Here is a 21514-nt window from a genome sequence, read left to right as displayed (position 1 = left end):
GAATAAAAAACCGCTGTTTTGCAGCGGTTTTTTATTTTTCAGATTTCAGGTTTCCTCTCTTAATCCTGAACTCTAAAAGCTTTCTTTTACCCAACGCCAAACTGTTCGGCTAATATTTGCCGGGTAAATTCTGTTTTTAAATAATACCCCCGTGGCAAGGTCAAAATTTCTTTGCCGTTAGGTCCAATAGCTTGGGTAAGGGCTTTGCTATTGGCTGCTTTTGGGCGCAGTTGCAGTACTTGACCAAAATGACCGTTAATCTGTTCAATGTTGCCAAGCGCAATCATCTCTGTAAGCTCTTCCCAGTCTTTTTTTAGCTGTGCCTCTTGCAACGCACTTGGTTGCCATAAAAAACCATTGCCAATAATGCGGTCTGTTGGTGCAAGTTCGCGCTCTGATAAAATCGGTAACCACAAAACATGCGACAGCTTTTTCTTCACAACTGAGTTTTGCCAAGTTACACCGTGTAAATTGGTAAGTGGTGTAATTGACACATAAGTTGTTTCTAATGGTTTGCCACTGTATGAAATGGGTAATGTTTTAAGTTCTATACCTAAATGTTCAAAGTCGGGTTCAGGCTTTGAAGCTGCGGTCGCTCCCAACACATACTCAATAAGTTGGCCTATCCAGCCTTTTTCTCTTAATAAGTTTTCCGGTGTGTTGAATGCATAGCTTGCTGCTACTTCTCCTAACGTTAAACCAGCGATATCGTTAACGCGCGCCATAAGTTCAGAGGTACTAGCAGGTGGTAGGGGTTTAGTCATACAGTAAGCGCTATAAATTAAAATCGCAGTTTAGCAAATTTACCGATTACGGATAACCTTAAAGGATTGTTTTGTTTGGTTATAAAATGCACTGCTTTTTGAATGTGCCTATTTTATTGTGTTTAAATAGCTTAAATAACTGATATATATGAAAATATTTTTTATGGTGTTGTGGTTTTACTAACTGCTCTGCTGTATTTATGCACTAAATACACAAATATAAACAATGTTATCCACAGAATCTGTGGAGAAGTGTGCTTTTTGAATAGGTGATTGTGGATTTGTTTGAGAAATGTGCGTTTATTTTTAGTTTTATTCACAACTTGTGGGTAACCTGAGTATATGCTGGTTTTTCATTTGCTGTTAGATACGGATTATGGAACAATCGAGCTATATTAAGAATTAAAAGAGGCACATGCGGGTGATAGATGCCGAAGGGTTCCGTGCCAACGTTGGAATAGTTATTTGTAATAATCAGGGACAGGTATTTTGGGCTAGACGTTATGGTCAACACTCGTGGCAATTTCCACAAGGTGGCGTTGACCAAGGTGAAACTGCCGAGCAAACCATGTACCGAGAACTGAATGAGGAAGTTGGATTAAAACCCGAAGACGTTGAAATCATTGCAAGCTCTAAACACTGGTTACGTTATAAGTTACCAAAGCGTTTAATTCGCCGAGATTCAAGTCCAGTGTGTATAGGTCAAAAGCAAAAATGGTTTTTACTTAAATTACGCTGTCCCGATGAAGACGTTGATTTGTCTAAAACTAATCATCCTGAATTTGATGATTGGCGCTGGGTCAGTTACTGGTATCCTGTACGCCAAGTCGTTTCGTTTAAACGAGACGTTTACCGCCGCGTTATGAAAGAGTTTGCACCTCATGCAATGCCATTTCATAAAAAAGACCAAGGCTGGCGGAATAGGCGCTAATTAATGAGGTAACTGTGCTAACAGCATTACGAGAAATCGCGCAAAAAGTGTCGCAGCAAAGTAATTTAAAAGCGGCGCTTGAGTGTTTTGTTTCAAGTGTTAAAAGCACTATGAAAACACAGTGCTGCTCGGTTTATTTTGCTGATTATGCACAAGACGCATTTGTTTTGATGGCAACAGATGGTCTTAACCCTAAAGCGGTTGGTGAATTCAGAATTGGTTTCACCGAAGGTTTAGTTGGATTAGTTGCCCAGCGCGAAGAAGCCATCAACCTTGCGTTTGCAAAATCCCACCCAAGATTCAAACTTGCACCTGAAGTTGACGAAGAAAACTATAACGCATTTTTAGCAGTACCTATTGTGCATCAAGGTAAGATCCTTGGCGTAATAGTTGTGCAGCAACAGCTCGCAAGAGTATTTAGCCAAGATGAAGAATCTTTTTTAGTTACCTTATCAGCCCAATTGGCAGCGCAGTTAGCGAATGCGGAAGTTCAACATTTACTCGAATTTAGCGAATCTGAGCAAAAGACTACCTGTTTAAAAGGGTTAAGCTCAGCCCCAGGCATTGCACTTGGCAAAGCCTATGTGATGGCGCCAAGTATCGATTTTAGTCAATTAGAATTGATGAAATGCGATGCTCATAGTGAACAAATTCGACTTTTCCACCATGCGGTCATAACCACTCGTAAAGAATTTCGTCGCATGGCTGCACAACTTGATAGCGATCTTGGTCAAGAAACGTTGGCGGTGTTTACCGTTTATGAACAACTGCTTGAAGCAAAGAGTTTAGGGGATCAAGTTGAAGCTAAAATTTATGAAGGCTGGTGTGCTAAAAGTGCATTAAAGTTAGTGATTGAAGGCTTGGTTGTTCAATTTATGGCAATGCAAGATACCTACATTCGTGAGCGCGCCATTGATATTCAAGATATTGGTATTCGCGTATTACATCATTTGCTCAACAGTGAATATAAAAAGCATCATTTTGATGCGCCAATTATTTTGGTCGCCGATACCATAACACCGACCATGCTTGCGGAAATTCCAAGGGAGATGCTAGCTGGGGTGGTGAGCATTAGTGGTGCGGCAAACTCACATGCCTCTATTTTGACGCGTGCAATGGGTATTCCCGCAATTTGGGGGTTATCTGGCTTACCAATTTCCCATGTGGCAGAGAAGTTTTTAATTTTAGATGCGTATGCAGGCCGTGTTTATATTTCGCCTACCAAAGCACTTATTAACGAATATTCCAAGTTAAAGCGAGAAGATGCACGTTTGCACGATGCATTTGATGCCGAGTATCAGCTAGAGGCAGTAACGCTTGATGGGGAAGAAATAAGCTTGTATGCCAATACCGGGCTTGAAGTTTCAAATGATTTGATAAATGCTAAGTATTTAGATGGCATAGGTTTATATCGTACCGAAGCTTGGTTTATGCAACAAAACGCATTTCCAAGTTTGGCAGAGCAAGAAGCCTGGTATCGTGAAATACTATCAGCCTACCATCCGTCGCCTGTGACCATGCGTACATTGGATATTGGTGGTGATAAATGCTTAAGCTATTTTAATTTCTCAGAAGAAAATCCATTTTTAGGATGGCGTGGTATTCGTATCAGCTTAGATCACCCTGAGCTTTTTTTAGAGCAAGTAAAAGCTATGCTGAAAGCCAATATGGGGTTAGGTAATTTAAAAATTATGTTGCCTATGGTGGCTGATGTAAATGAGGTGGAGTCATCAAAGCGCCTTATTCAACAAGCCTTTTTTGAGTTGCAAGATGAGTGGCTTCCTGAGCAAGGAAAGTTAGAAATGCCGCAAGTCGGTATTATGCTTGAGGTACCGTCGAGTGTTTATTTATTACCTGAGTGGGCTAAGTGCGTTGATTTTTGCTCGGTGGGAAGTAATGACTTAACGCAATATATGCTGGCGGTAGATAGAACTAACGCGCGAGTTGCGAATTTATTTGATAGTTATCACCCGGCAATATTGCGCGTACTTAACGACATTGCGATTCAATGTATCGATTATCAGCTACCGTTTAGTTTGTGTGGTGAGCTGGCTGCTGACCCTGAAGGCGCGTTATTGTTAGTGGCTATGGGTTATCGTGATTTAAGTATGAGTCCAAGCGCAATTAATAAAGTAAAATACGTACTACGACGCTTAAACGCCAGCGATATGGAACAACTGTTGGTGACCTGTTTGGCGGCAAAAAACGCAAAACAAGTGCATCGGTTATTAAGAGAATTTATAATTCATCACAAATTAAGCCAAATTCTGTATACTAGCGCAGTCCACTAAAACCTAGGTTGTTCATGTCTGATATTTCGATAGTTTTTTTTAGTTGTATGGCGCTTGGCTGCTTGGTTGGATTTTTGGCTGGACTGCTTGGTATTGGTGGTGGATTAATTATTGTACCGGTGTTGAGCTACCTTCTACTAGCGCTAAATTTAGTACCTGCCGATCAAGCCATGGTGGTTGCTATCGCTACATCGCTGGCATCGATTATATTTACCTCATCAAGCTCCGCTTACGCACATCATAAAAATCAAAATATTCCATGGAAAATAGCCCCTTGGGTATTAGTTGGTGTATCAGTTGGTGCATTATTAAGTGGCGTGATTGCCACAGGTATCAGTAACGATACGCTACAGTTGATTTTTGCCAGCTGCGTTATTTTTATCGCGCTACGAATGATTTTACCGCATCAACCAAAAGCACAATCAGCATTGCCTCACGGCAGTATTTTAACCCTAGGAACCAGTGTTATTGGTGCGGTGTCTGGCATGGTGGGTATTGGTGGCGGTGCGTTGTTAGTGCCGTTTTTAACGCATTTTAAACTCGATATGCGAAAAGCCATCGGTTGTGCGGCATTGAGTGGCATTTTAATCGCTACTTTTGGCGTAGTCGGTTATATTAGCTTAGGTTTGCAATATCATGATGTAAGCGAGGGCTTTATTGGTTTCGTTTATTTACCAGCATTAATCGGAATTGTATTAACGTCTGCGTTTTTTGCACAGTTTGGCGCAAAAGCGGCGCAGTATTTACCAGTAAAAATAATAAAACGTATTTTTGCGGCGCTGTTAGTGATTGTCGCAATTAGAATGTTAAGTAGTTAAAAAGGAAAGGTGGAAAGAAGTGGATTTTCCAAATATTGATCCAGTGTTTATTGAGATAGGTCCAATAAAAGTGCACTGGTACGGCATGATGTATTTGATTGCGTTTGTAACGGCTTCATTTTTAGCATCGCGCGCGGCAAGTAAACCAAATAGTGGTTGGACTAAAGAGCAAACTAGTGACTTATTATTTTACGGTATGCTTGGCGTTATTTTAGGCGGCCGTTTTGGTTATGTATTCTTCTATCAATTTAGCTACTTCTTAGAAAACCCACTGTATTTATTTAAAATTTGGGAAGGCGGCATGTCGTTCCATGGTGGTGTAATTGGTGTAGTAACGGCGATAGCCTGGTTTGCCAAAAAACAAAATAAAACCTTGCTGGGAGTTGGTGACTTTGTTGCACCGTTAGTGCCTTTAGGTTTGTTCTTTGGCCGCATCGGTAACTTTATTAACGGTGAATTATGGGGCCGTGCCTCTGATGTGCCTTGGGCGATGGTATTTCCAACAGGTGGCCCTGTGGCGCGCCACCCGTCGCAACTTTACGAAGCTATTTTAGAAGGTTTAGTGCTTTTTGCGATCATTCAGTTTGTAAATAGAAAGGCGCGCCCTGAAGGTGTTATTGGTGGCTTATTCTTATTTGGTTACGGCTTCTTTAGGTTTATTGTTGAATACTTCCGTGAACCAGATGCACATATAGGCCTTTATGGCGGTATTATTTCGCAGGGGCAAATCTTGTCGCTTCCAATGATTTTAGCTGGCCTTGGTTTAATGTTCTGGGCTGCAAAACGCCAACAAAAAGAGTGTAATGCATGAAACAATATTTAGAGTTATGTCAGCGTATTGTTGATGAAGGCCACTGGGTAGAAAATAAACGCACCGGTATTCGCTGCCTAACGGTGATAAACGCTGATCTAGAATACGATGTAGCGAACAATAAGTTCCCGTTAATCACCACTCGTAAAAGTTTTTATAAAGCGGCGATAGCCGAGTTATTGGGTTATTTACGTGGCTACGACAACGCCGCACAATTCAGAGCGATTGGTTGTAATACCTGGAATGCCAATGCTAATGAAAACAGCGCGTGGCTAAACAATCCGCACCGTAAAGGTGAAGATGATATGGGCCGTGTTTATGGCGTTCAGGGGCGTGCTTGGCAAAAGCCCGATGGTACAACGCTTGATCAATTGAAAAAGATTGTTGATAACCTTAAAAATGGCGTTGATGATCGCGCCGAAATCTTAACTTTTTACAATCCAGGTGAGTTTGATATGGGCTGTTTACGCCCATGTATGCATACTCATACCTTTTCGTTGTTAGGTGATACGCTTTATCTAACATCTTATCAGCGCAGCTGTGATGTGCCGCTTGGTCTTAACTTTAATCAGATTCAATGTTTTGTACTATTAGCATTAATGGCACAAATCTGCGGATTAAAAGCGGGTAAGGCGTACCATAAAATCGTAAATGCCCATATTTATGAAAACCAACTTGAGTTAATGCGTGATGTGCAGCTAAAGCGCGAGCCGTTTGAATCACCAAGCTTAACCATTAACCCAAATATTAAAACGCTAGAAGATATTGAAGCCTGGGTGACTACCGATGATTTTACGGTGGAAGGCTATCAATATCACGAGGCGATTAAATACCCATTTGCCGTATAACTACAATTAAGGAAGAGAATAATAATGAAAGCAGTCATTCCTGTAGCAGGCTTAGGCACACGTATGTTGCCAGCAACCAAAGCTATTCCAAAAGAAATGCTTCCAATCGTCGATAGACCATTAATTCAATACATTGTTGAAGAAGTTGCCGCAGCTGGCATCAAAGAAATTGTATTGGTGACGCATTCGAGTAAAAACTCGATTGAAAACCACTTTGATACGAGTTTTGAGCTAGAAGCGACGTTAGAGCGCCGCGTTAAACGTCAATTACTTGAAGAAGTTCAGGCGATTTGCCCAAAAGACGTGACGATTATTCACGTACGTCAAGGTGAAGCAAAAGGGTTAGGTCACGCTGTTGAGTGTGCCAGACCAATCGTTGGCGATGCGCCGTTTGCCGTGGTGTTACCTGATGTAATTCTAGATAACGTGAGCTGCGATTTAAATAAAGATAACCTTGCCGACATGATTACCCGTTTTAATGAAACTGGCCATAGTCAAATAATGGTTGAAAAGGTTGCTGATGAAGACGTGGATAAGTTTGGTATTGTGAATATTAATGGCAATGAGCTGTTACCTGGTGGCAGTACCGCAATCAAAAATATTGTTGAAAAACCAAAACGCGATGAAGCACCTTCTAATCTTGCAGTGGTAGGGCGTTACGTTCTAGATCAATCCATTTGGCCGCTACTTAAGAAAACACCGTTAGGCGCGGGAAATGAGATTCAACTTACCGATGCCATTGCAATGCAAATGAAAGAGCAGCAAGTCGATGCCTATTACATGAAAGGCAAATGCCACGACTGCGGCTCAAAGATTGGCTATATGAAAGCCAATATTGAATATGCACTGCGTCGTGATGACCTTAAAGATGAGTTAAAGGCCCATATTCAATCATTACTATAGTTTTTAAATACTTTTTGAGAATGCCACTTCAAAGTGGCATTTTTTTTGCTTTATTTTTGTAATGTCAATGTGTTTGAAGGTGTCACAAATGAAACAAATTTTTTGCATTGGTTTTACTAGCCTTATACTGTTGGGTTGCTCAAGTGAGCCTGTAATCACACAGCCAATTGAAGCTAAAGTATTCAATCAAACCAATGTATCTGAACGAAATGTTTATAGCTTTGCAAAGCAGCTTGCCGTAACTATGTTTGATACCATGCCTAAGTTAAATGCAGACAATCGTATTGCAGTGGGGACTTTCTTGCCAGAGCAAGATCTTAAAGACAAACAAGACCCGCAATTGTTGACTCTTGGCAATCAAGTTCAAGCAAGTCTTCAGACACTTTTTACGCAAGTTGGTGCAAGCGTTATAGAATTTAAAACTTCAGAATACATCACAATTGCCGATACCCAAGACATTATGCTGACACGCGACAAATCACAGTTGTCTGACAACTTGGCTGTTGATTATTTTTTAACAGGTACAATCAGCAAGATTGAAACGGGCTTTTTAGTGAGTGCAAGATTAATAGACTTATCTGATAAACGGGTTGTTTCGGCAGCAACCGAAATGTTCCCAGCTAACGTTAATTGGCAGCAAAGCAAGATATCGTTACGTGATGGAAAACTTTATAGGAGTACATACTAATGAAGGGTCGCATGGTTAAATCAATCGGGGTCGCATCAATAGCTGCTGTTGTGGTTGGATGTACTACATTGGGTAACAATACAACAGTTGCAGCTAGTGACGAAACAACGGAGCAAGTAGATAGTCGTTTTCAAGCTTACAGTGCGGACTCGTTTATGGCGAATAAGGGGACGGTTAAAGAAATTAAAAATATTAACCATTATGTTCGAGGATTAATGCATCAACTTGCAGATAATGTTAAATACGTTAACCAAAGTACTCCAATTGCTGTGACTAGCTTTGTGCTGCTTGATAGTGATTTACAAAAAACTAATTTAGTTGGTAATCAGATTGCTGAAAGTTTTATTCATGAAATTCATAAGCTAGGTTTACCTGTTTTGGATTACAAGACCACTGATTTTTTCCGAGTGAGTACGGAAGGAGACTATATTTTTAGTCGGGACTACATGGAGTTACGTTCGGATTTACCAATAGATTATGTGTTATCAGGTACCCTAACGAAGCATCAGAAGGGATATTTAGTCAATGCTAGAATCATTGGCATAAAGTCGAAAGCAGTAGTGGCGTCAGCGCAAGGGCTTGTGCCAGATTATGCGATAAAGTCACTGCAAAATACCAAAAACAACGATGGTATTCCGTTACGAAAAGGTTAGGGCAGTATTTATGAAACATTTAATCGCGGGAGTAGCAATACTTGCTTCTGGTTGTCAAACTACAGTGCAACAATCTCAAGAACAGAAGAAAGTGTATCCTGTTGCACAACATCAACCAGCGAATCGAATTGCACCAATTAATGACTATTTGCTTGATGAATATGCGGAACAAATCGCAATGAAATTGATGGCTAACCTTGATGTAGAGCCGGAGCTGGTTCGCTTAGCCGTAACATCATTTGTTGATTTAGATGATAACTTGCAGTATGCAAGTCGATTTGGAAATCAACTTGCTGAATCGATGCTGACAGAAGTTCAGGCATATGGTTTAAATGTAGTAGACCATAAAGTCATGCCAGTTGTTCGCATAGATGGTAATGGTGATTACACCTATTCTCGTGATGTTAAACAGCTAAACTCTCAAGGTGTTATAAATGCCGTGTTAAGTGGTACTTTACTATATAAAAGTAACGGTGTGGTGGTTAACTCTCGCATTACTAGCTTGAGCGACCAGCGTATAATAGCTAGCGCCAAATACACAATTCCGTACAGTGTTGCATTTGATGAATAGCACATAAAGGTAAACTTTCGTTTCCTATAAGTTGCTTGCTTTCTCTTTTTACTCTTTGATAATCTTGAATAAATGATATTGTTCTCGTAGCTCAGTTGGATAGAGCATTCGCCTCCTAAGCGAAGGGTCGCAGGTTCGACTCCTGCCGGGAACGCCATTAAAGTCTATAAAGTTTTAACCCGTCTTTTTTAATTGTTATTTGAACGTCATCAAGCATCTTTTAAATCGAGCTATCTTTTATTGTTTTGTAGCCGCGTGATTAACGTATTTCTTGAAGGTTACGTATTTAAACCGAGTTATTTTGCGATAGAACAGGTTATTGAAACTAAATGCTAAGCTTGTCCTGGCTCTAGCCCCTTAGAAGCTTGCTAACGTAACCAAATCACCAATTTGTACATTTGCCAGGAGTTTGTCGCCTATCACTTGGGCAATGGCGGTGTTTTGATTTACCTGAGTGACTCTCAACTGGTAATCAGTATTAATAATAAGCTGCTTTTGATTAAATCCTTTGCGCAGTGCTACTTGCAGCTTTTGCCCTTTCACTAGATTATTCTCAGCGCCAAGGCTAATGATCACGGTATCGTGGTCGACGCTTAAAATACGTGCTTGCGCTGGAATACAGGCAAGATAGCTTGCTAAATCTTGGCCAAGCTTTAAATTGATATCTGATATTGCTTGTCCATAAGGCATGGTCCAAAATTTTTCACTGTTCACATCGATACGGGCTGTTTTTTTGGTTTGCCAGGTGGCAAATGTATCGTAGTGTGTTTGTTTCAGTAGTTCGCCAGTTAAGCCATTGTATAGCGCCGTATTAATCGAGAAAAAACGTTCATAAGCTTTATTTTGCCAAAATGCTAACGATGAACTCTGTTGCTCACCAAGAGATAAGTCTTCTATTTGCGAAATCCAGACAAACTGACTGTTGTTTTGGTCGGCAATTTGTTGAATAAGGGCGCTTGAGTCGGCATCAAAATGAGCGGTAAACAGGTTTTTGGTATTAAGCTTACGGTTAATATCGGCTTTTGTGTTGAATAAATGGGTAAACTGATACAAATGCTTTGCGAGCTTTTCGCTGTATGCTTTTGGTAATTCAAAAATTTGACCATACGTTGCATGGCTTGGAGTCTTAAAACCTGTTCTTGTTAGAGCCACATTCTTTTTAATCGATGAATTTTGGCAAGTCTCGCTATTATCTAAAATATCTAGTCTAAGTGTAATTGAGAGCGTGTTGTCTGATTGAATTTCATCAATTACTTCAATCTGATCGATTGCGCCATGAGAGTAAACTTGGGTACTTGGTGTTTGCCAAATGCCATTTACCACTTGCTGTAGACTAGTAACTTGCGCACCTGAAAAAAGTAGAGCTTGCTGAATAGCGTTTTCGGTTGCCATCATTCGAGCTTGTTCAACATTACCATTGCGTATTTTGGCTTGGCCGGTTGATTCATACCAAATTGCATGGGACGAAAAGCTCACAATAAAAAGAAGTAATACTAGATGTCGCATAGCGCAGCTCTCAATTTAAACCTTAGTCTGTATATTCAATTTCTGTACCAAACTATACAGTGGCGCGAAAATTGCTAATTCAAATGTAATATGCATTTGTATGGTGGCAACATGTTGAAATCAATTTTCAAAACATCAACTCTGGTAACGAGCTTATATTTATTAGGTGGCTGTAGCCAACTATTTGATAAACATATTGAATATGAATACCAAACACCAGATAACTACCCAGTGCTGTATGCGGTAGGGTATGCACCGATCAGTTTGCAACCCGGTACAACAATAGAGCAAAAATCGATTATGGCAATGAAGGCATCAAAGCTTGAGGCTTATCGTGAGCTCGCGGAACAAGTCTACGGACAAAAAGTTGACGCGCAAACGAGCGTTAAAGGTCTGATCGCTAGTAATGATATTTTGAAAGTACGTGTACAAGGTGTTGTACGTGGTGCGAAAGTGACCAAAAGCTACGCTGTGGGTGATACGTATGCAACAGAAGTTGAGCTAGATATGAAATTGGTGCATGACTTATATATTGGTCAAACAAAACCAAGAAACGTAAAAAAAGTAACCTACTACTAGCAGGTTACTTTTTATTAGTAAATTCAGATTACGCTTTTAGCCCGCGAGCAATCGGGTTAGGTAGAGAGAAAGATTTGCCCGTTTTGTCGTATCCGGTATGACTTTTACCAAACAAGATATTTTTTAATTTTTGTGAAGCAATCTGGCTTTGATTTGCTGCTACTTGATTCACGTCATTCTGCTTTTTGCAGTCAGCTAATACCTGATTAATTTGGTTGATTGTTGGCTGATATTCAGCTTTATCAATACCGTCTTGAACAATTAATTTGGCAATGTGTTGGTCACGTTGCTGAATTGACTGCAACGATGCAACTTTGCTTTCAACAACAGATATCAACGATTCATGATCGCGCGCAACTATCGCTTCTAATTCCTGCTTTAGGATGTCAGCCATAGTATTCAACTCATCAAGTTGTTGCGCTAATATCTGTTCTAGATTCATAAACTATCGACCGAAAAGTTTAAATTCAAGCTTATTGATATTTTCAGCAAGCTTCTCTGCATCAATTTTATACTCGCCGTTAGCGATCGCTTTTTTAAGCTCGTTTACTTTTTTCTCATCAATACCTGATGATTGCTCCGCTTTTTCATTTAGCTTTTTAAGCTGTTGAGCTTGCGGTGTAATGCTTACTGAATCGCTAGTTGCCTTTGCAGTAGCAGTATTCACTTGCACTTGTTTATTAGCAGTTTCAGACGCTTGCTGCTTAGAGCTTTCAAGCCTGACGTTTGCTTGGCTGTTTGAGCCTTGATTTATTTGATTAACCATGACAGTTCTCTCTACTAAGATTTCACATCTTATGTATCGGCATCTCGGGTACAACCTTTAATAAAAAATGCACTATTTTTATTAAATTTGTAAACTCTTATTTAACCTGAAATTTCTACTAGAGTACAGCGCTAAATTGTGACTTTTACCAGCTCAGTGTTTAAAACTCTTGCTTGAATTTTCTTTTTAGATTTTACATTGCGAATACTAATGTTGTCGCCTATGCGTCCATCTTCAAGCGCTTCACCTTGCGTTTTAATTGTCATGCCTTTAAAGCTTGCCAAAATAGTAATTTTATCGCCTTTACAAATAGTACAAATATAATTGTAGTTGATAGTTTGTCCCGCACGAACATTTCGTTTACTGCGGCTACCTACTAAGTTAGTACTCGATTTAAATTGATTCGAACGCGTTAAATGCTTTGCAACTTGCTTGCTGGTTAAATGTTGCGCGGTAATTCGTTGTCCTTTACTGATCCCTTTTGCAGCTGTAATCACTTCAATGAGCTCTAATTGCTTTACATGCACAAAAACTTGCCAATTATTTTGATCTAAACACTTAATTTTTATAGTAGATTGCCGATTAGTATTGATAGGGTTTGCGGCACTTACTTGTAACTCGCGCTGACATGTTCGTGTTTTGATACGAGTATCGAGCGGTAATGCCGTAATCGACAATTGCGAATTCGGGTGTCGGTTAGGGTTGGGTTGTCTATTATCCGCAACATAATCTATTGCGATTTGCTGCAATTCTAACTTACTGTAAACCTTTGCTTTGAGTGAAGTCATAGCAAGCGCAGCAATTTGTATTAAAATAAAGAAATAAAGATTTTTTTTAAACAAACTCATAATGTTTCGACTATGCTTTATGGGTAAAACAAGGTATAACTAGCGAGTGTCAAAATTATGGCACATCAATGTTATACGGTAGTACAATAACAAAGAAGCAAGAAGTATTCCTTTTCATTGCTTCAAGTTAGGAGATTGAAATGGCAGGCATTTTAGATTCGGTTAATCAGCGAACGCAACTCGTAGGTCAAAATAGGCTAGAGTTGTTGCTGTTTAAGTTAAAAGGCAGGCAGCGGTTCGGAATTAACGTGTTCAAAGTACGTGAGGTTTTACAGTGTCCTAACTTAACGGCAATGCCAAAATCTAATCATTATGTTAAAGGTGTGGCGCATATACGTGGGCAAACAATTTCGGTTATCGATCTTTCGTTAGCTATTGGTGGCCCAGGAATTCAAGATACAAAAGATTGTTTTATTATCATTACTGAATATAACCGTTCAGTGCAGGGCTTTTTAGTCGACTCGGTTGAACGTATCGTTAATATCAACTGGGAATCAATTATGCCACCCCCGTCAGGTTCGGGGCGTTATTCGTATTTAACTGCAGTAACTGAAATCGAAAAGGAACTCGTTGAAATACTGGATGTAGAAAAGATACTGAATGAAATTTGCCCAGTAAACACCGAGGTGAGCGCTGATTTGGTTTCAGATGGTGAAATGCAAAAAGACCTTGGTGAGCGTATTGTATTTATTGCCGATGATTCGACAGTTGCGAGAAACCAAGTGAAACGTGCACTTGAGCCTTTAGGTGTGCAAACTGAGGTGGCAAAAAATGGACGCGAGGCGCTCGTTCGCCTGAAAGAAATTGCCGAGAAAGATTGCCAAAGTGTGGTTACTGAACGCGTGGCCCTACTTATTTCAGACGTAGAAATGCCTGAAATGGATGGATATACGTTAACAGCGGAACTAAAGGCTGATCCCAGAACAGCACCGCTTCATGTTATATTACATACATCACTCAGTGGTGTATTTAATCAGGCGATGGTTGAAAAAGTCGGAGCTGATGATTTTATTGCGAAGTTTAACCCAGACGAGCTAGCTACTGCGGTTAAAAAGTGGGTTCATGAAGATTAGACCAGCGAGTAATAAACTTGAACAAAAACTTAGATGATAAAGAATATCAGCAATTTAAAAGCTTTTTAGAGCAGCAATGTGGCATTGTGCTAGGTGACAATAAACAGTATCTAGTAAAGAGCCGTCTTGCACCTTTAATGGCAAGGTTTGATGTCGACTCTTTATCAGAATTAGTGACTAAAACGCTTAGCCCGCGTGAACGTCAGTTAAGGGCTGCGGTTGTTGATGCAATGACAACTAATGAAACTCTGTGGTTTCGTGATACATACCCATTCGAATTGCTTAAAAATAAACTTTTCCCTGAACTGTCGGAGCTGCGCAGACCTATTAAAATTTGGTCAGCAGCAAGTTCTTCAGGGCAAGAACCGTATTCAATCGCTATGAGTGCCGCTGAATTCAAGCAGTCAAAGCCAGGAGCACTAGCGGGCGTTAATATTGTTGGTACAGATATATCTAACACCATGTTAGATATCTGTAAAAATGCTGAATACGATTCGCTTGCGCTGGCACGAGGCCTATCACCTGAAAGACGTCGCAAGTTTTTTACGGATTCGGATCACGGTATGGCAAAAGTGAACGATGATATAAAGCGGATGGTGAGCTTTCGCCACTTAAACTTGTTAGATTCGTATGCCCTTATGGGTAAATTTGAAATCATTTTTTGTCGTAATGTGTTGATTTACTTCTCACCGGAAGTTAAAGCAAAAATTATTAAACAATTTCACCAAGCCCTTAGCCCTAAAGGGTATTTATTTCTAGGCGCGTCAGAATCTATGACTGGATTAAGCGAGGATTTTGAAATGATCCGCTGTAATCCCGGTATCATTTATCAAAAAAAATAATTAGTCAGTAGCTCTGGCTTACTATTTGCATGACTTCTTCAAAGTCACTTTTTTGGAGAAGTTATGGCTATCAGTTTTGACAGAGCACTCGGCATTCATCCGCAAGCTACTCTTGCTCGTTCGCAAAGAGCAGAAGTGCTAGCAACCAATATTGCTAACGCAGATACGCCAAACTACAAAGCGCGAGACATCGATTTTTCAAAAGCCCTTGAGCAGGCTAAATCGAGCCAATCTAAGCGCTTGTCGACCACTCACGAAAAACACTTCGATCTATCTATTAATAGTTTAGAAAGTAACACCTTGTATCGAGTACCCACTCAGCCTGATACCGGCGACGGTAATACTGTGGATATGCAGGAAGAACGTAGTAAGTATGTTCAAAACGCAATGGAGTACCAAGCAAGCATTAACTTTTTAGGCGGTAAGTTTAAAGGCTTGAAAAAAGCACTAGGTGGGCAAGGGGCATAATTATGAGTCTATATAATGTATTTAACATTTCTGGTACTGGCATGAGTGCACAATCTGTGCGTTTAAATACGACTGCAAGTAATTTGTCTAATGCTAACTCAGTGAGTTCAAGTGCTGATGAAACTTACCGTGCGCGTCATCCTGTTTTTTCTGCAGAATTGAGCAAAGCGGTCAACGCGCAACAAGGTGAAGCGGTTGGAGTAAAGGTGCTTGGTATTGTTGAAAGTGACAAACCACTTAAGCGTGAATTCAATCCAGAGCATCCGCTGGCTGATAAAGATGGTTTTATCTATAAGCCGAATGTCAATGTTGTGGAAGAAATGGCAAATATGATTTCTGCATCACGTAATTACCAAACCAATGTTCAAGTAGCTGATGCAGCGAAACAAATGCTGTCTCGTACTCTGCGCATGGGTCAAAACTAATAGGAGCTGATCATGACAACAAACGTGAGTAACGACAGTTTTATTGATTCAGTTAAATGGAAAACACCGACAGGTGTTCCTGAACAAAATGATAACGATCAGCTAAAACAAGAAGATTTCTTTGCATTGTTAACGCAGCAGTTATCGTATCAAGATCCGACTAAACCTGCGGATAACGATCAGATGATTGCGCAAATGACTAGCTTTTCGATGGCTGATGGTATTAGTCAATTGAATGCAAACTTTGAAAGCTTTGCTTCAACGATGACTTCGAATTCTGCACTACAAGCATCAACTTTGGTTGGTAAAGATGCACTGGTTCCATCAACAGTGCTAGAACTAAGAGATGGCAAAACATCGACTGGCAGTGTGGCGCTGGATACCTCGGCTCATGATGTCACGGTAAAAATCAAAAATGCAGCGGGTGAGGTTGTTCGCACGCTGGATATTGGTTCGAAGACAGCGGGCGCAGCAAAGTTTGAGTGGGATGGCAAAGATGAAAGCGGTAATCCGTTGCCACCTGGCAATTACGCGATGACGGCGGAAGGACGAGTCGCAGATGGTGAGTATATGAGTTTTCCAACTGGTGCGTTTTTGAACATTTCAAGTGTTAGTTTAAAAGGCACACATGGCTTGGTACTTAACACGGGCGCTGGTTCGATTAATTTAAGTGATGTTGTCGAAATCGCTCAAGGTTAATCTTGGCATTAAAGTTGAATAAATAACTCCGAGTAAGCAGTTTTCTAACAATCAGGACTGCGAGTTTAAGAGGTGAATTATGAGTTTTAATATTGCATTAACGGGATTAGCTGCGGCACAAAAAGATCTCGATGTAACCGCAAACAATATTGCGAACGTAAACACAACAGGTTTTAAAGAGTCACGAGCTGAATTCGCAGATGTATATGCTGCGTCGGTATTTAGTTCGGGCAAAACGAAAAATGGTGACGGTGTGCAAACAACGGTTGTTGCACAACAGTTTAATCAGGGTTCATTACAGTTTACTCAAAACGCGCTTGATTTAGCGATTACCGGCGAAGGTTACTTTGCGATGACTGATTCCTTATCATCGCAAGATTATACCTATACACGTGCTGGTGCATTCAAACTTAACAAAGATAATTTCGTTGTCGATGCACAAGGTAACTTTTTACGTGGTTTCCCTGTAGACCCATCGAATGGTGATACAACGTCTGTAAGTTTAAGCACAGCTTCTCCGATTCAAATTCCGGATGCATCAGGTGCACCACGCGCAACAAATAATGTGTATACCTCATTTAACTTAGATGCAGGTGCAACTCAGCCTACAGTAGCGCCATTTAATCCAACAGATTCTGCTACGTTTAATGCATCTACATCTACGACAGTATACGATTCACTTGGTGAGCCGCATATTATGCAGTTTTACTTTGTTAAAACGGCCACTAATAACCAGTGGGAAGTTCGTGCAACATTAGATGGTCAAGAGTTTGATAATACAGGTACTAATCCTGCAGCAGGTCCTGTTAGCACATTCACATTTGATTCAAGCGGTCTACCATCAGCACCAGTTACGGCCCCAAATACCACATTTGATCCGGTTTCATTAACTGCGGGTAACTTATCTAGTCTTTTAACTAATGGTGCGGCCTTTCCAAATGACGTAAACATCAATTGGCGTGATGAAGCTGGTACTGCAAATAAACAACCAACTCAGTATGCGAGTCGTTTTGAGGTAAAAGCGCTTGAACAAGATGGTGCAACAGTAGGGCGCTTAACGGGTATTGATATCGGCACCGATGGTAAGATCGTTGCGTCATACAGTAATGGAGATTCAACCTATATTAGTCAAGTGTCTATGGTACGATTTGCTAATTCACAAGGTTTATCACAGGTAGGCAATACGGCGTGGAAAGAAAGTTTAACGTCCGGTGAGCCAATAGCAGGTGAGCCTAACTCTGGCACATTAGGTACGATTAATTCAAGTGCGCTTGAGCAATCTAACGTAAACTTAACCAACGAACTTGTGGATTTAATTTCTGCGCAGAGAAACTTCCAAGCGAACTCACGAGCTTTAGAAGTTAACTCAACACTGCAACAAAACATCTTACAGATCCGCTAATTTAGTTAGCGTAATTCACTTCTTTATAGGGCTGATTTTTCAGCTCTTTTTTATTTAATTTGTTATTTCTCAATAGCGTCAATTTTCAATCATTGCGATTGGCATCATTTTTGCTCTACCTAACTATTAGTGATCACTATTAGGTCGAGTCGATGGATAAATTACTTTATGTCGCTGCATCGGGCGCTAAACAAAATATGTTGGGTATTGCAGTTAAAGCTAATAATTTGGCTAATGCAAAAACCACTGCGTTTAAAGCTGATTTAGAACAAGCACGTTCTATGCAGGCATTTGGTGAAGGCTTACCAACTCGCGTATTTGCGATGGAAGAAAGACCGGGCTCACGCTTGAGTGCTGGCGCCTTATCTATGACCGGTCGTGAACTTGATATTGCGGTTGGTGAAAACGGTTGGCTTGCTGTGCAAGATGCAAATGGTGACGAGGCCTACACTCGTTCAGGCAATTTACGCATGAGTGAAACAGGGCAGCTATTTACAGCTAATGGCTTACCTGTCATCGGTGAAGCGGGTCCCGTTATTTTGCCTGTGCCGATTGAAAAAGTACAAATTGCCAAAGACGGCATGATCCAAGTTAGGCCGCAAGGCGCACCTGCAAATTTTATTGAAGATATCGACCGTTTAAAGTTGGTCAGTGCGTATGGTGTTCAACCTTTAGAAAAAGGGTTGGATGGCTTGTTTAGAAATAAAGATGGGGCGGAACTGGATACCGACCCAAATATGACAGTAACTAGCGGTGCATTAGAGATGTCTAATGTGAACCCAGTTGATGAGATGGTGGGAATGATTTCACACCAACGTCAGTTTGAGTTGCAAGTCAAAATGATGAAAACCGCAGAGAAAATTGACGAAAGCCAAAGTTCTCTTATGCGAATTTATTAATGGTTTTTGGAGGTTAGTATGCATCCTGCATTGTGGATCAGTAAAACAGGTATCGATGCGCAGCAAACCGATACGTCTGTAATATCAAATAACTTAGCAAACGCGAGCACCGTAGGGTACAAAAAAAGCCGTGCGATTTTCGAAGATTTGCTTTATCAAAATATTAATCAACCGGGTGGTCGCTCATCGCAAGATACGCAACTGCCATCGGGTTTAATGTTAGGTGCGGGCTCAAAAGTAGTTGCTACGCAAAAGAATTTCTCACAAGGAAATATGCTAACAACTGATAACTCGATGGACTGGATGATTCAAGGTCAGGGTTTTTTTGAAGTTGCGATGCCGGACGGTAGTCTTGCCTATACGCGAAATGGCCAATTTACCACAGATGAAGAAGGTCGCATCGTAACATCGGGTGCAGGTTATCCGTTACAACCAGAAATGAACGTCCCTGACGATGCACAGCAGATTATTGTATCGCAAGATGGCGAAGTATCAGTGCGTATCGCAGGGCAAGCAGATAACGCGGTAATTGGTCAGCTCACTATTTCTGATTTTATTAATCCATCAGGTCTTGAGCCTATGGGGCAAAACCTCTACACAGAAACCGCAGTAAGTGGTGCACCAGTGCAAGGTAACCCGAGTGTGGATGGATTAGGTGTGATTGTGCAGGGCTCTCTTGAAACATCAAACGTGAATGTAACCGAAGAGTTGGTAAATCTTATTGAGACGCAGCGCGTTTATGAGATGAATTCAAAAGTGATTTCTTCGGTTGATGAAATGTTGAGTTACATTAATCAGCAGCTTTAATAGGTGGTTAGCATGAGTAAGTTACTATTAACATTGATCGGCAGCGTACTTTTAAGCGGTTGTGTGACAACAGCAAACCGTTTCGTCGAACGTGATGATCCGTATTATGCGCCGCTGTATCCTGAAGATACCGATGTGTCGCAGGTAAATACGGGCTCACTTTATAATATACATTACTCAAATGACCTTTATTCAGACCAAAAAGCGCTGCGCCAAGGTGACATTATTACCGTAGTGCTGAGTGAATCAACTCAGGCATCAAAAACGGCAAAAACGGAAACTGACCGAGAAACGGATTTTGCACTATCACCGGTTACTGGATTTGGCGGTAATGCAGTGACGATCAATGGTGATGCGTTGCAATACGGTGTTGGTTCAGAGGGCTCATATAAAGGCGATGCGAAGTCAGATCAGTCAAATAGTCTAAACGGTAATATTTCAGTTAATGTGATGCGCGTATTACCAAACGGTAATTTAGTTATTCGCGGTGAAAAGTGGCTCACGCTTAATACCGGTGAAGAGTTTATTCGTTTAGAAGGCATCGTTCGTCCGAAGGATGTTAGTGCTGACAATATGGTGATGTCTACCCGTATTGCAAACGCACGTATTCAGTACTCTGGTAAAGGGGCACTGGCAGATGCACAAGAAGCAGGCTGGTTAGCTCAGTTCTTCTTAAGCCCATTAAACCCTTTTTAGGAGGTCGCATGCGTAATTTTGCTATTGGTTTTATCGCGCTTCTTAGCCTTTTTAGTTTCCCAACAACAGCAGAACGCATTAAAGATGTGACCGTTGTTGAAGGGGTGCGTAGTAACCAGCTTGTTGGTTATGGTTTAGTTGTTGGTTTGCCTGGCACAGGCGAAAAAAGTAGCTTTACCGAGCAAAGTTTTAAAGCCATGCTCAGCAGTTTTGGTATCACTTTACCTGCAAACTTAAAGCCTAAGATTAAGAATGTCGCAGCAGTAGCTGTACATGCTGATTTACCGCCTTTCGTGAAACCGGGCCAAACAATCGATGTTACCGTATCGTCAATTGGTAGCGCATTAAGCTTGCGCGGTGGTACATTAATTCAAACCTTTCTAAAGGGCGTTGATGGCAACGTGTATGCAATTGCACAAGGCAGCATGGTGGTTAGCGGATTAGGCGCCGAAGGTGCTGATGGCAGTAAAGTATTAGTAAATACACCAACTGTGGGCCGCGTGCCAAATGGAGCGATTGTCGAACGTGCGGTTGCGTCGCCGTTCAACCAAGGTGATCACATTACATTTAATTTGCACCGTCCTGATTTTTCTACTGCAAAAGCCTTGTCTGATACGATAAACGATTTAGTAGGTCCAAATACTGCCACAGCAATGGATGCAGCGTCGGTTAAAGTGTTAGCACCACGCGACCCTGCGCAGCGCGTAGCTTACCTCGCTACCTTAGAAAACCTTGAATTCGAACCAGCTGATAACAGCGCAAAAATTATCGTTAATTCGCGTACAGGCACTATCGTTATTGGTAAAAATGTTACTTTGGAGCCCGCTGCAATCACCCATGGTGGATTGACCGTTACGATTGCAGAGCAGCAAAATGTTAATCAACCCAACGCACTTGCTGGTGGGCAAACGGTTGTTACAGAGCAAAGTATTATTGATGTTGCACGCGATGATACCCGCGCCTTTGTATTTGATCCAGGTGCGAGTTTAGATGATCTCGTGCGAGCGATTAACGAAGTCGGCGCGGCGCCCGGTGATTTAATGGCAATACTTGAAGCGCTGAAAGAGGCGGGCGCAATAAGTGGCCAGCTAATCGTGATTTAAGTTTAAAGATTGTTACTAAAGCCCTGCATTGCAGGGCTTTTTTGTTTAGCGTTCTAGTTTGGTTTCTTTGGCTTGATTTTTGCATTGATTTATCAGTGTGTTTCGTAGCCAATTTATTGAATG

General features: G+C 41.0%; 25 protein-coding genes and 1 tRNA gene. 21 read left to right on the top strand and 5 right to left on the bottom strand.

Annotation, left to right across the window (positions count from 1 at the left end; translation table 11 throughout):
* Positions 1–86: 86 nt before the first annotated feature.
* On the bottom strand, positions 87–764 hold the full coding sequence (mutH, locus tag AN214_RS04300) for a DNA mismatch repair endonuclease MutH (protein ID WP_054978560.1): 678 nt from the start codon (positions 762–764) through the stop codon (positions 87–89).
* 421 nt (positions 765–1185) lie between these two features.
* Here mutH and rppH point away from each other — a divergent pair, with 421 nt between their 5' ends.
* The 10 genes from rppH to AN214_RS04250 all read left to right on the top strand — a co-directional run bounded on the left by rppH (position 1186) and on the right by AN214_RS04250 (position 9435).
* Positions 1186–1695: an RNA pyrophosphohydrolase gene (gene rppH / locus AN214_RS04295; protein WP_010560756.1), complete on the top strand. Its 510-nt coding sequence runs from the start codon at positions 1186–1188 to the stop codon at positions 1693–1695.
* Positions 1696–1709: 14 nt separating this feature from the next.
* Positions 1710–3986, top strand: a complete 2277-nt coding sequence (gene ptsP, locus AN214_RS04290; protein WP_054978559.1) for a phosphoenolpyruvate--protein phosphotransferase — start codon at positions 1710–1712, stop codon at positions 3984–3986.
* Between the two features lie 14 nt (positions 3987–4000).
* Positions 4001–4804: a sulfite exporter TauE/SafE family protein gene (locus AN214_RS04285; protein WP_010560754.1), complete on the top strand. Its 804-nt coding sequence runs from the start codon at positions 4001–4003 to the stop codon at positions 4802–4804.
* A gap of 19 nt (positions 4805–4823) precedes the next feature.
* Positions 4824–5615 (top strand): prolipoprotein diacylglyceryl transferase, encoded by a 792-nt coding sequence (gene lgt, locus AN214_RS04280; RefSeq protein WP_054978558.1) that lies wholly within the window; start codon positions 4824–4826, stop codon positions 5613–5615.
* Positions 5612–6463, top strand: coding sequence for a thymidylate synthase (locus tag AN214_RS04275; protein ID WP_054978557.1), 852 nt, complete (start codon positions 5612–5614; stop codon positions 6461–6463). The genes lgt and AN214_RS04275 overlap by 4 nt, the downstream gene beginning before the upstream one ends.
* Before the next feature lie 24 nt (positions 6464–6487).
* Positions 6488–7366, top strand: a complete 879-nt coding sequence (galU, locus tag AN214_RS04270; RefSeq protein WP_054978556.1) for a UTP--glucose-1-phosphate uridylyltransferase GalU — start codon at positions 6488–6490, stop codon at positions 7364–7366.
* A gap of 88 nt (positions 7367–7454) precedes the next feature.
* Positions 7455–8054: a FlgO family outer membrane protein gene (locus AN214_RS04265; RefSeq protein ID WP_054978555.1), complete on the top strand. Its 600-nt coding sequence runs from the start codon at positions 7455–7457 to the stop codon at positions 8052–8054.
* Positions 8054–8707, top strand: coding sequence for a FlgO family outer membrane protein (locus AN214_RS04260; RefSeq protein ID WP_054978554.1), 654 nt, complete (start codon positions 8054–8056; stop codon positions 8705–8707). Before AN214_RS04265 ends, AN214_RS04260 begins: the two co-directional genes overlap by 1 nt.
* A gap of 10 nt (positions 8708–8717) precedes the next feature.
* Positions 8718–9278 (top strand): FlgO family outer membrane protein, encoded by a 561-nt coding sequence (locus AN214_RS04255; protein WP_054978553.1) that lies wholly within the window; start codon positions 8718–8720, stop codon positions 9276–9278.
* 80 nt (positions 9279–9358) lie between these two features.
* Positions 9359–9435 (top strand) — tRNA-Arg (locus AN214_RS04250).
* Between the two features lie 200 nt (positions 9436–9635).
* Here AN214_RS04250 and AN214_RS04245 read toward each other — a convergent pair.
* Positions 9636–10784: a flagellar assembly protein T N-terminal domain-containing protein gene (locus AN214_RS04245; protein ID WP_054978552.1), complete on the bottom strand. Its 1149-nt coding sequence runs from the start codon at positions 10782–10784 to the stop codon at positions 9636–9638.
* A gap of 111 nt (positions 10785–10895) precedes the next feature.
* On the opposite strand from AN214_RS04245, the gene AN214_RS04240 reads away from it, so the two are divergent.
* Positions 10896–11363, top strand: a complete 468-nt coding sequence (locus tag AN214_RS04240) for an LPP20 family lipoprotein (protein ID WP_152960704.1) — start codon at positions 10896–10898, stop codon at positions 11361–11363.
* A gap of 28 nt (positions 11364–11391) precedes the next feature.
* Here AN214_RS04240 and flgN read toward each other — a convergent pair whose 3' ends face one another.
* The 3 genes from flgN to flgA form a co-directional block, all read right to left on the bottom strand.
* Positions 11392–11805: a flagellar protein FlgN gene (gene flgN, locus AN214_RS04235; RefSeq protein WP_054978550.1), complete on the bottom strand. Its 414-nt coding sequence runs from the start codon at positions 11803–11805 to the stop codon at positions 11392–11394.
* Between the two features lie 3 nt (positions 11806–11808).
* Positions 11809–12129: a flagellar biosynthesis anti-sigma factor FlgM gene (flgM, locus tag AN214_RS04230; RefSeq protein WP_010560744.1), complete on the bottom strand. Its 321-nt coding sequence runs from the start codon at positions 12127–12129 to the stop codon at positions 11809–11811.
* Between the two features lie 131 nt (positions 12130–12260).
* The gene (flgA, locus tag AN214_RS04225; protein ID WP_054978549.1) at positions 12261–12977 is read right to left on the bottom strand and encodes a flagellar basal body P-ring formation chaperone FlgA; all 717 of its coding nucleotides are present in this window, start codon (positions 12975–12977) and stop codon (positions 12261–12263) included.
* Positions 12978–13117: 140 nt separating this feature from the next.
* On the opposite strand from flgA, the gene AN214_RS04220 reads away from it, so the two are divergent.
* From AN214_RS04220 to AN214_RS04175, 10 genes are all read left to right on the top strand, one after another.
* Positions 13118–14050 carry a chemotaxis protein CheV gene (locus tag AN214_RS04220; RefSeq protein WP_010560742.1) on the top strand — a complete coding sequence of 311 codons (933 nt, stop codon included), beginning with the start codon at positions 13118–13120 and terminating at the stop codon, positions 14048–14050.
* Positions 14051–14067: 17 nt separating this feature from the next.
* Positions 14068–14892: a protein-glutamate O-methyltransferase CheR gene (locus AN214_RS04215; protein WP_010560741.1), complete on the top strand. Its 825-nt coding sequence runs from the start codon at positions 14068–14070 to the stop codon at positions 14890–14892.
* Positions 14893–14955: 63 nt separating this feature from the next.
* Entirely contained in the window at positions 14956–15360 is a 405-nt protein-coding gene (gene flgB / locus AN214_RS04210; protein ID WP_010560740.1) for a flagellar basal body rod protein FlgB, read from the top strand.
* A gap of 2 nt (positions 15361–15362) precedes the next feature.
* Positions 15363–15785, top strand: coding sequence for a flagellar basal body rod protein FlgC (gene flgC / locus AN214_RS04205; protein ID WP_010560739.1), 423 nt, complete (start codon positions 15363–15365; stop codon positions 15783–15785).
* Positions 15786–15797: 12 nt separating this feature from the next.
* The gene (locus AN214_RS04200; RefSeq protein ID WP_010560738.1) at positions 15798–16484 is read left to right on the top strand and encodes a flagellar hook assembly protein FlgD; all 687 of its coding nucleotides are present in this window, start codon (positions 15798–15800) and stop codon (positions 16482–16484) included.
* 79 nt (positions 16485–16563) lie between these two features.
* Positions 16564–17886, top strand: coding sequence for a flagellar hook protein FlgE (gene flgE, locus AN214_RS04195; RefSeq protein ID WP_054978548.1), 1323 nt, complete (start codon positions 16564–16566; stop codon positions 17884–17886).
* Between the two features lie 152 nt (positions 17887–18038).
* On the top strand, positions 18039–18785 hold the full coding sequence (locus AN214_RS04190) for a flagellar basal body rod protein FlgF (RefSeq protein ID WP_010560736.1): 747 nt from the start codon (positions 18039–18041) through the stop codon (positions 18783–18785).
* Positions 18786–18803: 18 nt separating this feature from the next.
* A complete protein-coding gene (gene flgG, locus AN214_RS04185; protein ID WP_010560735.1) occupies positions 18804–19592 on the top strand; it encodes a flagellar basal-body rod protein FlgG in 789 nt (262 codons plus the stop codon).
* Positions 19593–19604: 12 nt separating this feature from the next.
* Entirely contained in the window at positions 19605–20288 is a 684-nt protein-coding gene (flgH, locus tag AN214_RS04180) for a flagellar basal body L-ring protein FlgH (protein ID WP_010560734.1), read from the top strand.
* 8 nt (positions 20289–20296) lie between these two features.
* On the top strand, positions 20297–21391 hold the full coding sequence (locus AN214_RS04175) for a flagellar basal body P-ring protein FlgI (RefSeq protein ID WP_010560733.1): 1095 nt from the start codon (positions 20297–20299) through the stop codon (positions 21389–21391).
* Positions 21392–21514: the final 123 nt, after the last annotated feature.

Origin of the sequence: Pseudoalteromonas sp. P1-9, from assembly GCF_001399975.1 — a bacterium.
Lineage (GTDB): Bacteria > Pseudomonadota > Gammaproteobacteria > Enterobacterales > Alteromonadaceae > Pseudoalteromonas.
This window is presented reverse-complemented; position numbering and strand designations above follow the sequence as displayed.

Excerpts from the sequence above, each read along its gene's own strand:
- mutH (WP_054978560.1), bottom strand. The coding sequence starts at position 764 with ATGACTAAACCCCTACCACCTGCTAGTACCTCTGAACTTATGGCGCGC.
- AN214_RS04285 (WP_010560754.1), top strand. The coding sequence starts at position 4,001 with ATGTCTGATATTTCGATAGTTTTTTTTAGTTGTATGGCGCTTGGCTGC.
- AN214_RS04275 (WP_054978557.1), top strand. The coding sequence starts at position 5,612 with ATGAAACAATATTTAGAGTTATGTCAGCGTATTGTTGATGAAGGCCAC.
- galU (WP_054978556.1), top strand. The coding sequence starts at position 6,488 with ATGAAAGCAGTCATTCCTGTAGCAGGCTTAGGCACACGTATGTTGCCA.
- AN214_RS04265 (WP_054978555.1), top strand. The coding sequence starts at position 7,455 with ATGAAACAAATTTTTTGCATTGGTTTTACTAGCCTTATACTGTTGGGT.
- AN214_RS04260 (WP_054978554.1), top strand. The coding sequence starts at position 8,054 with ATGAAGGGTCGCATGGTTAAATCAATCGGGGTCGCATCAATAGCTGCT.
- AN214_RS04255 (WP_054978553.1), top strand. The coding sequence starts at position 8,718 with ATGAAACATTTAATCGCGGGAGTAGCAATACTTGCTTCTGGTTGTCAA.
- AN214_RS04245 (WP_054978552.1), bottom strand. The coding sequence starts at position 10,784 with ATGCGACATCTAGTATTACTTCTTTTTATTGTGAGCTTTTCGTCCCAT.
- AN214_RS04240 (WP_152960704.1), top strand. The coding sequence starts at position 10,896 with ATGTTGAAATCAATTTTCAAAACATCAACTCTGGTAACGAGCTTATAT.
- flgN (WP_054978550.1), bottom strand. The coding sequence starts at position 11,805 with ATGAATCTAGAACAGATATTAGCGCAACAACTTGATGAGTTGAATACT.
- flgM (WP_010560744.1), bottom strand. The coding sequence starts at position 12,129 with ATGGTTAATCAAATAAATCAAGGCTCAAACAGCCAAGCAAACGTCAGG.
- flgA (WP_054978549.1), bottom strand. The coding sequence starts at position 12,977 with ATGAGTTTGTTTAAAAAAAATCTTTATTTCTTTATTTTAATACAAATT.
- AN214_RS04220 (WP_010560742.1), top strand. The coding sequence starts at position 13,118 with ATGGCAGGCATTTTAGATTCGGTTAATCAGCGAACGCAACTCGTAGGT.
- flgB (WP_010560740.1), top strand. The coding sequence starts at position 14,956 with ATGGCTATCAGTTTTGACAGAGCACTCGGCATTCATCCGCAAGCTACT.
- flgC (WP_010560739.1), top strand. The coding sequence starts at position 15,363 with ATGAGTCTATATAATGTATTTAACATTTCTGGTACTGGCATGAGTGCA.
- AN214_RS04200 (WP_010560738.1), top strand. The coding sequence starts at position 15,798 with ATGACAACAAACGTGAGTAACGACAGTTTTATTGATTCAGTTAAATGG.
- flgE (WP_054978548.1), top strand. The coding sequence starts at position 16,564 with ATGAGTTTTAATATTGCATTAACGGGATTAGCTGCGGCACAAAAAGAT.
- AN214_RS04190 (WP_010560736.1), top strand. The coding sequence starts at position 18,039 with ATGGATAAATTACTTTATGTCGCTGCATCGGGCGCTAAACAAAATATG.
- flgG (WP_010560735.1), top strand. The coding sequence starts at position 18,804 with ATGCATCCTGCATTGTGGATCAGTAAAACAGGTATCGATGCGCAGCAA.
- flgH (WP_010560734.1), top strand. The coding sequence starts at position 19,605 with ATGAGTAAGTTACTATTAACATTGATCGGCAGCGTACTTTTAAGCGGT.
- AN214_RS04175 (WP_010560733.1), top strand. The coding sequence starts at position 20,297 with ATGCGTAATTTTGCTATTGGTTTTATCGCGCTTCTTAGCCTTTTTAGT.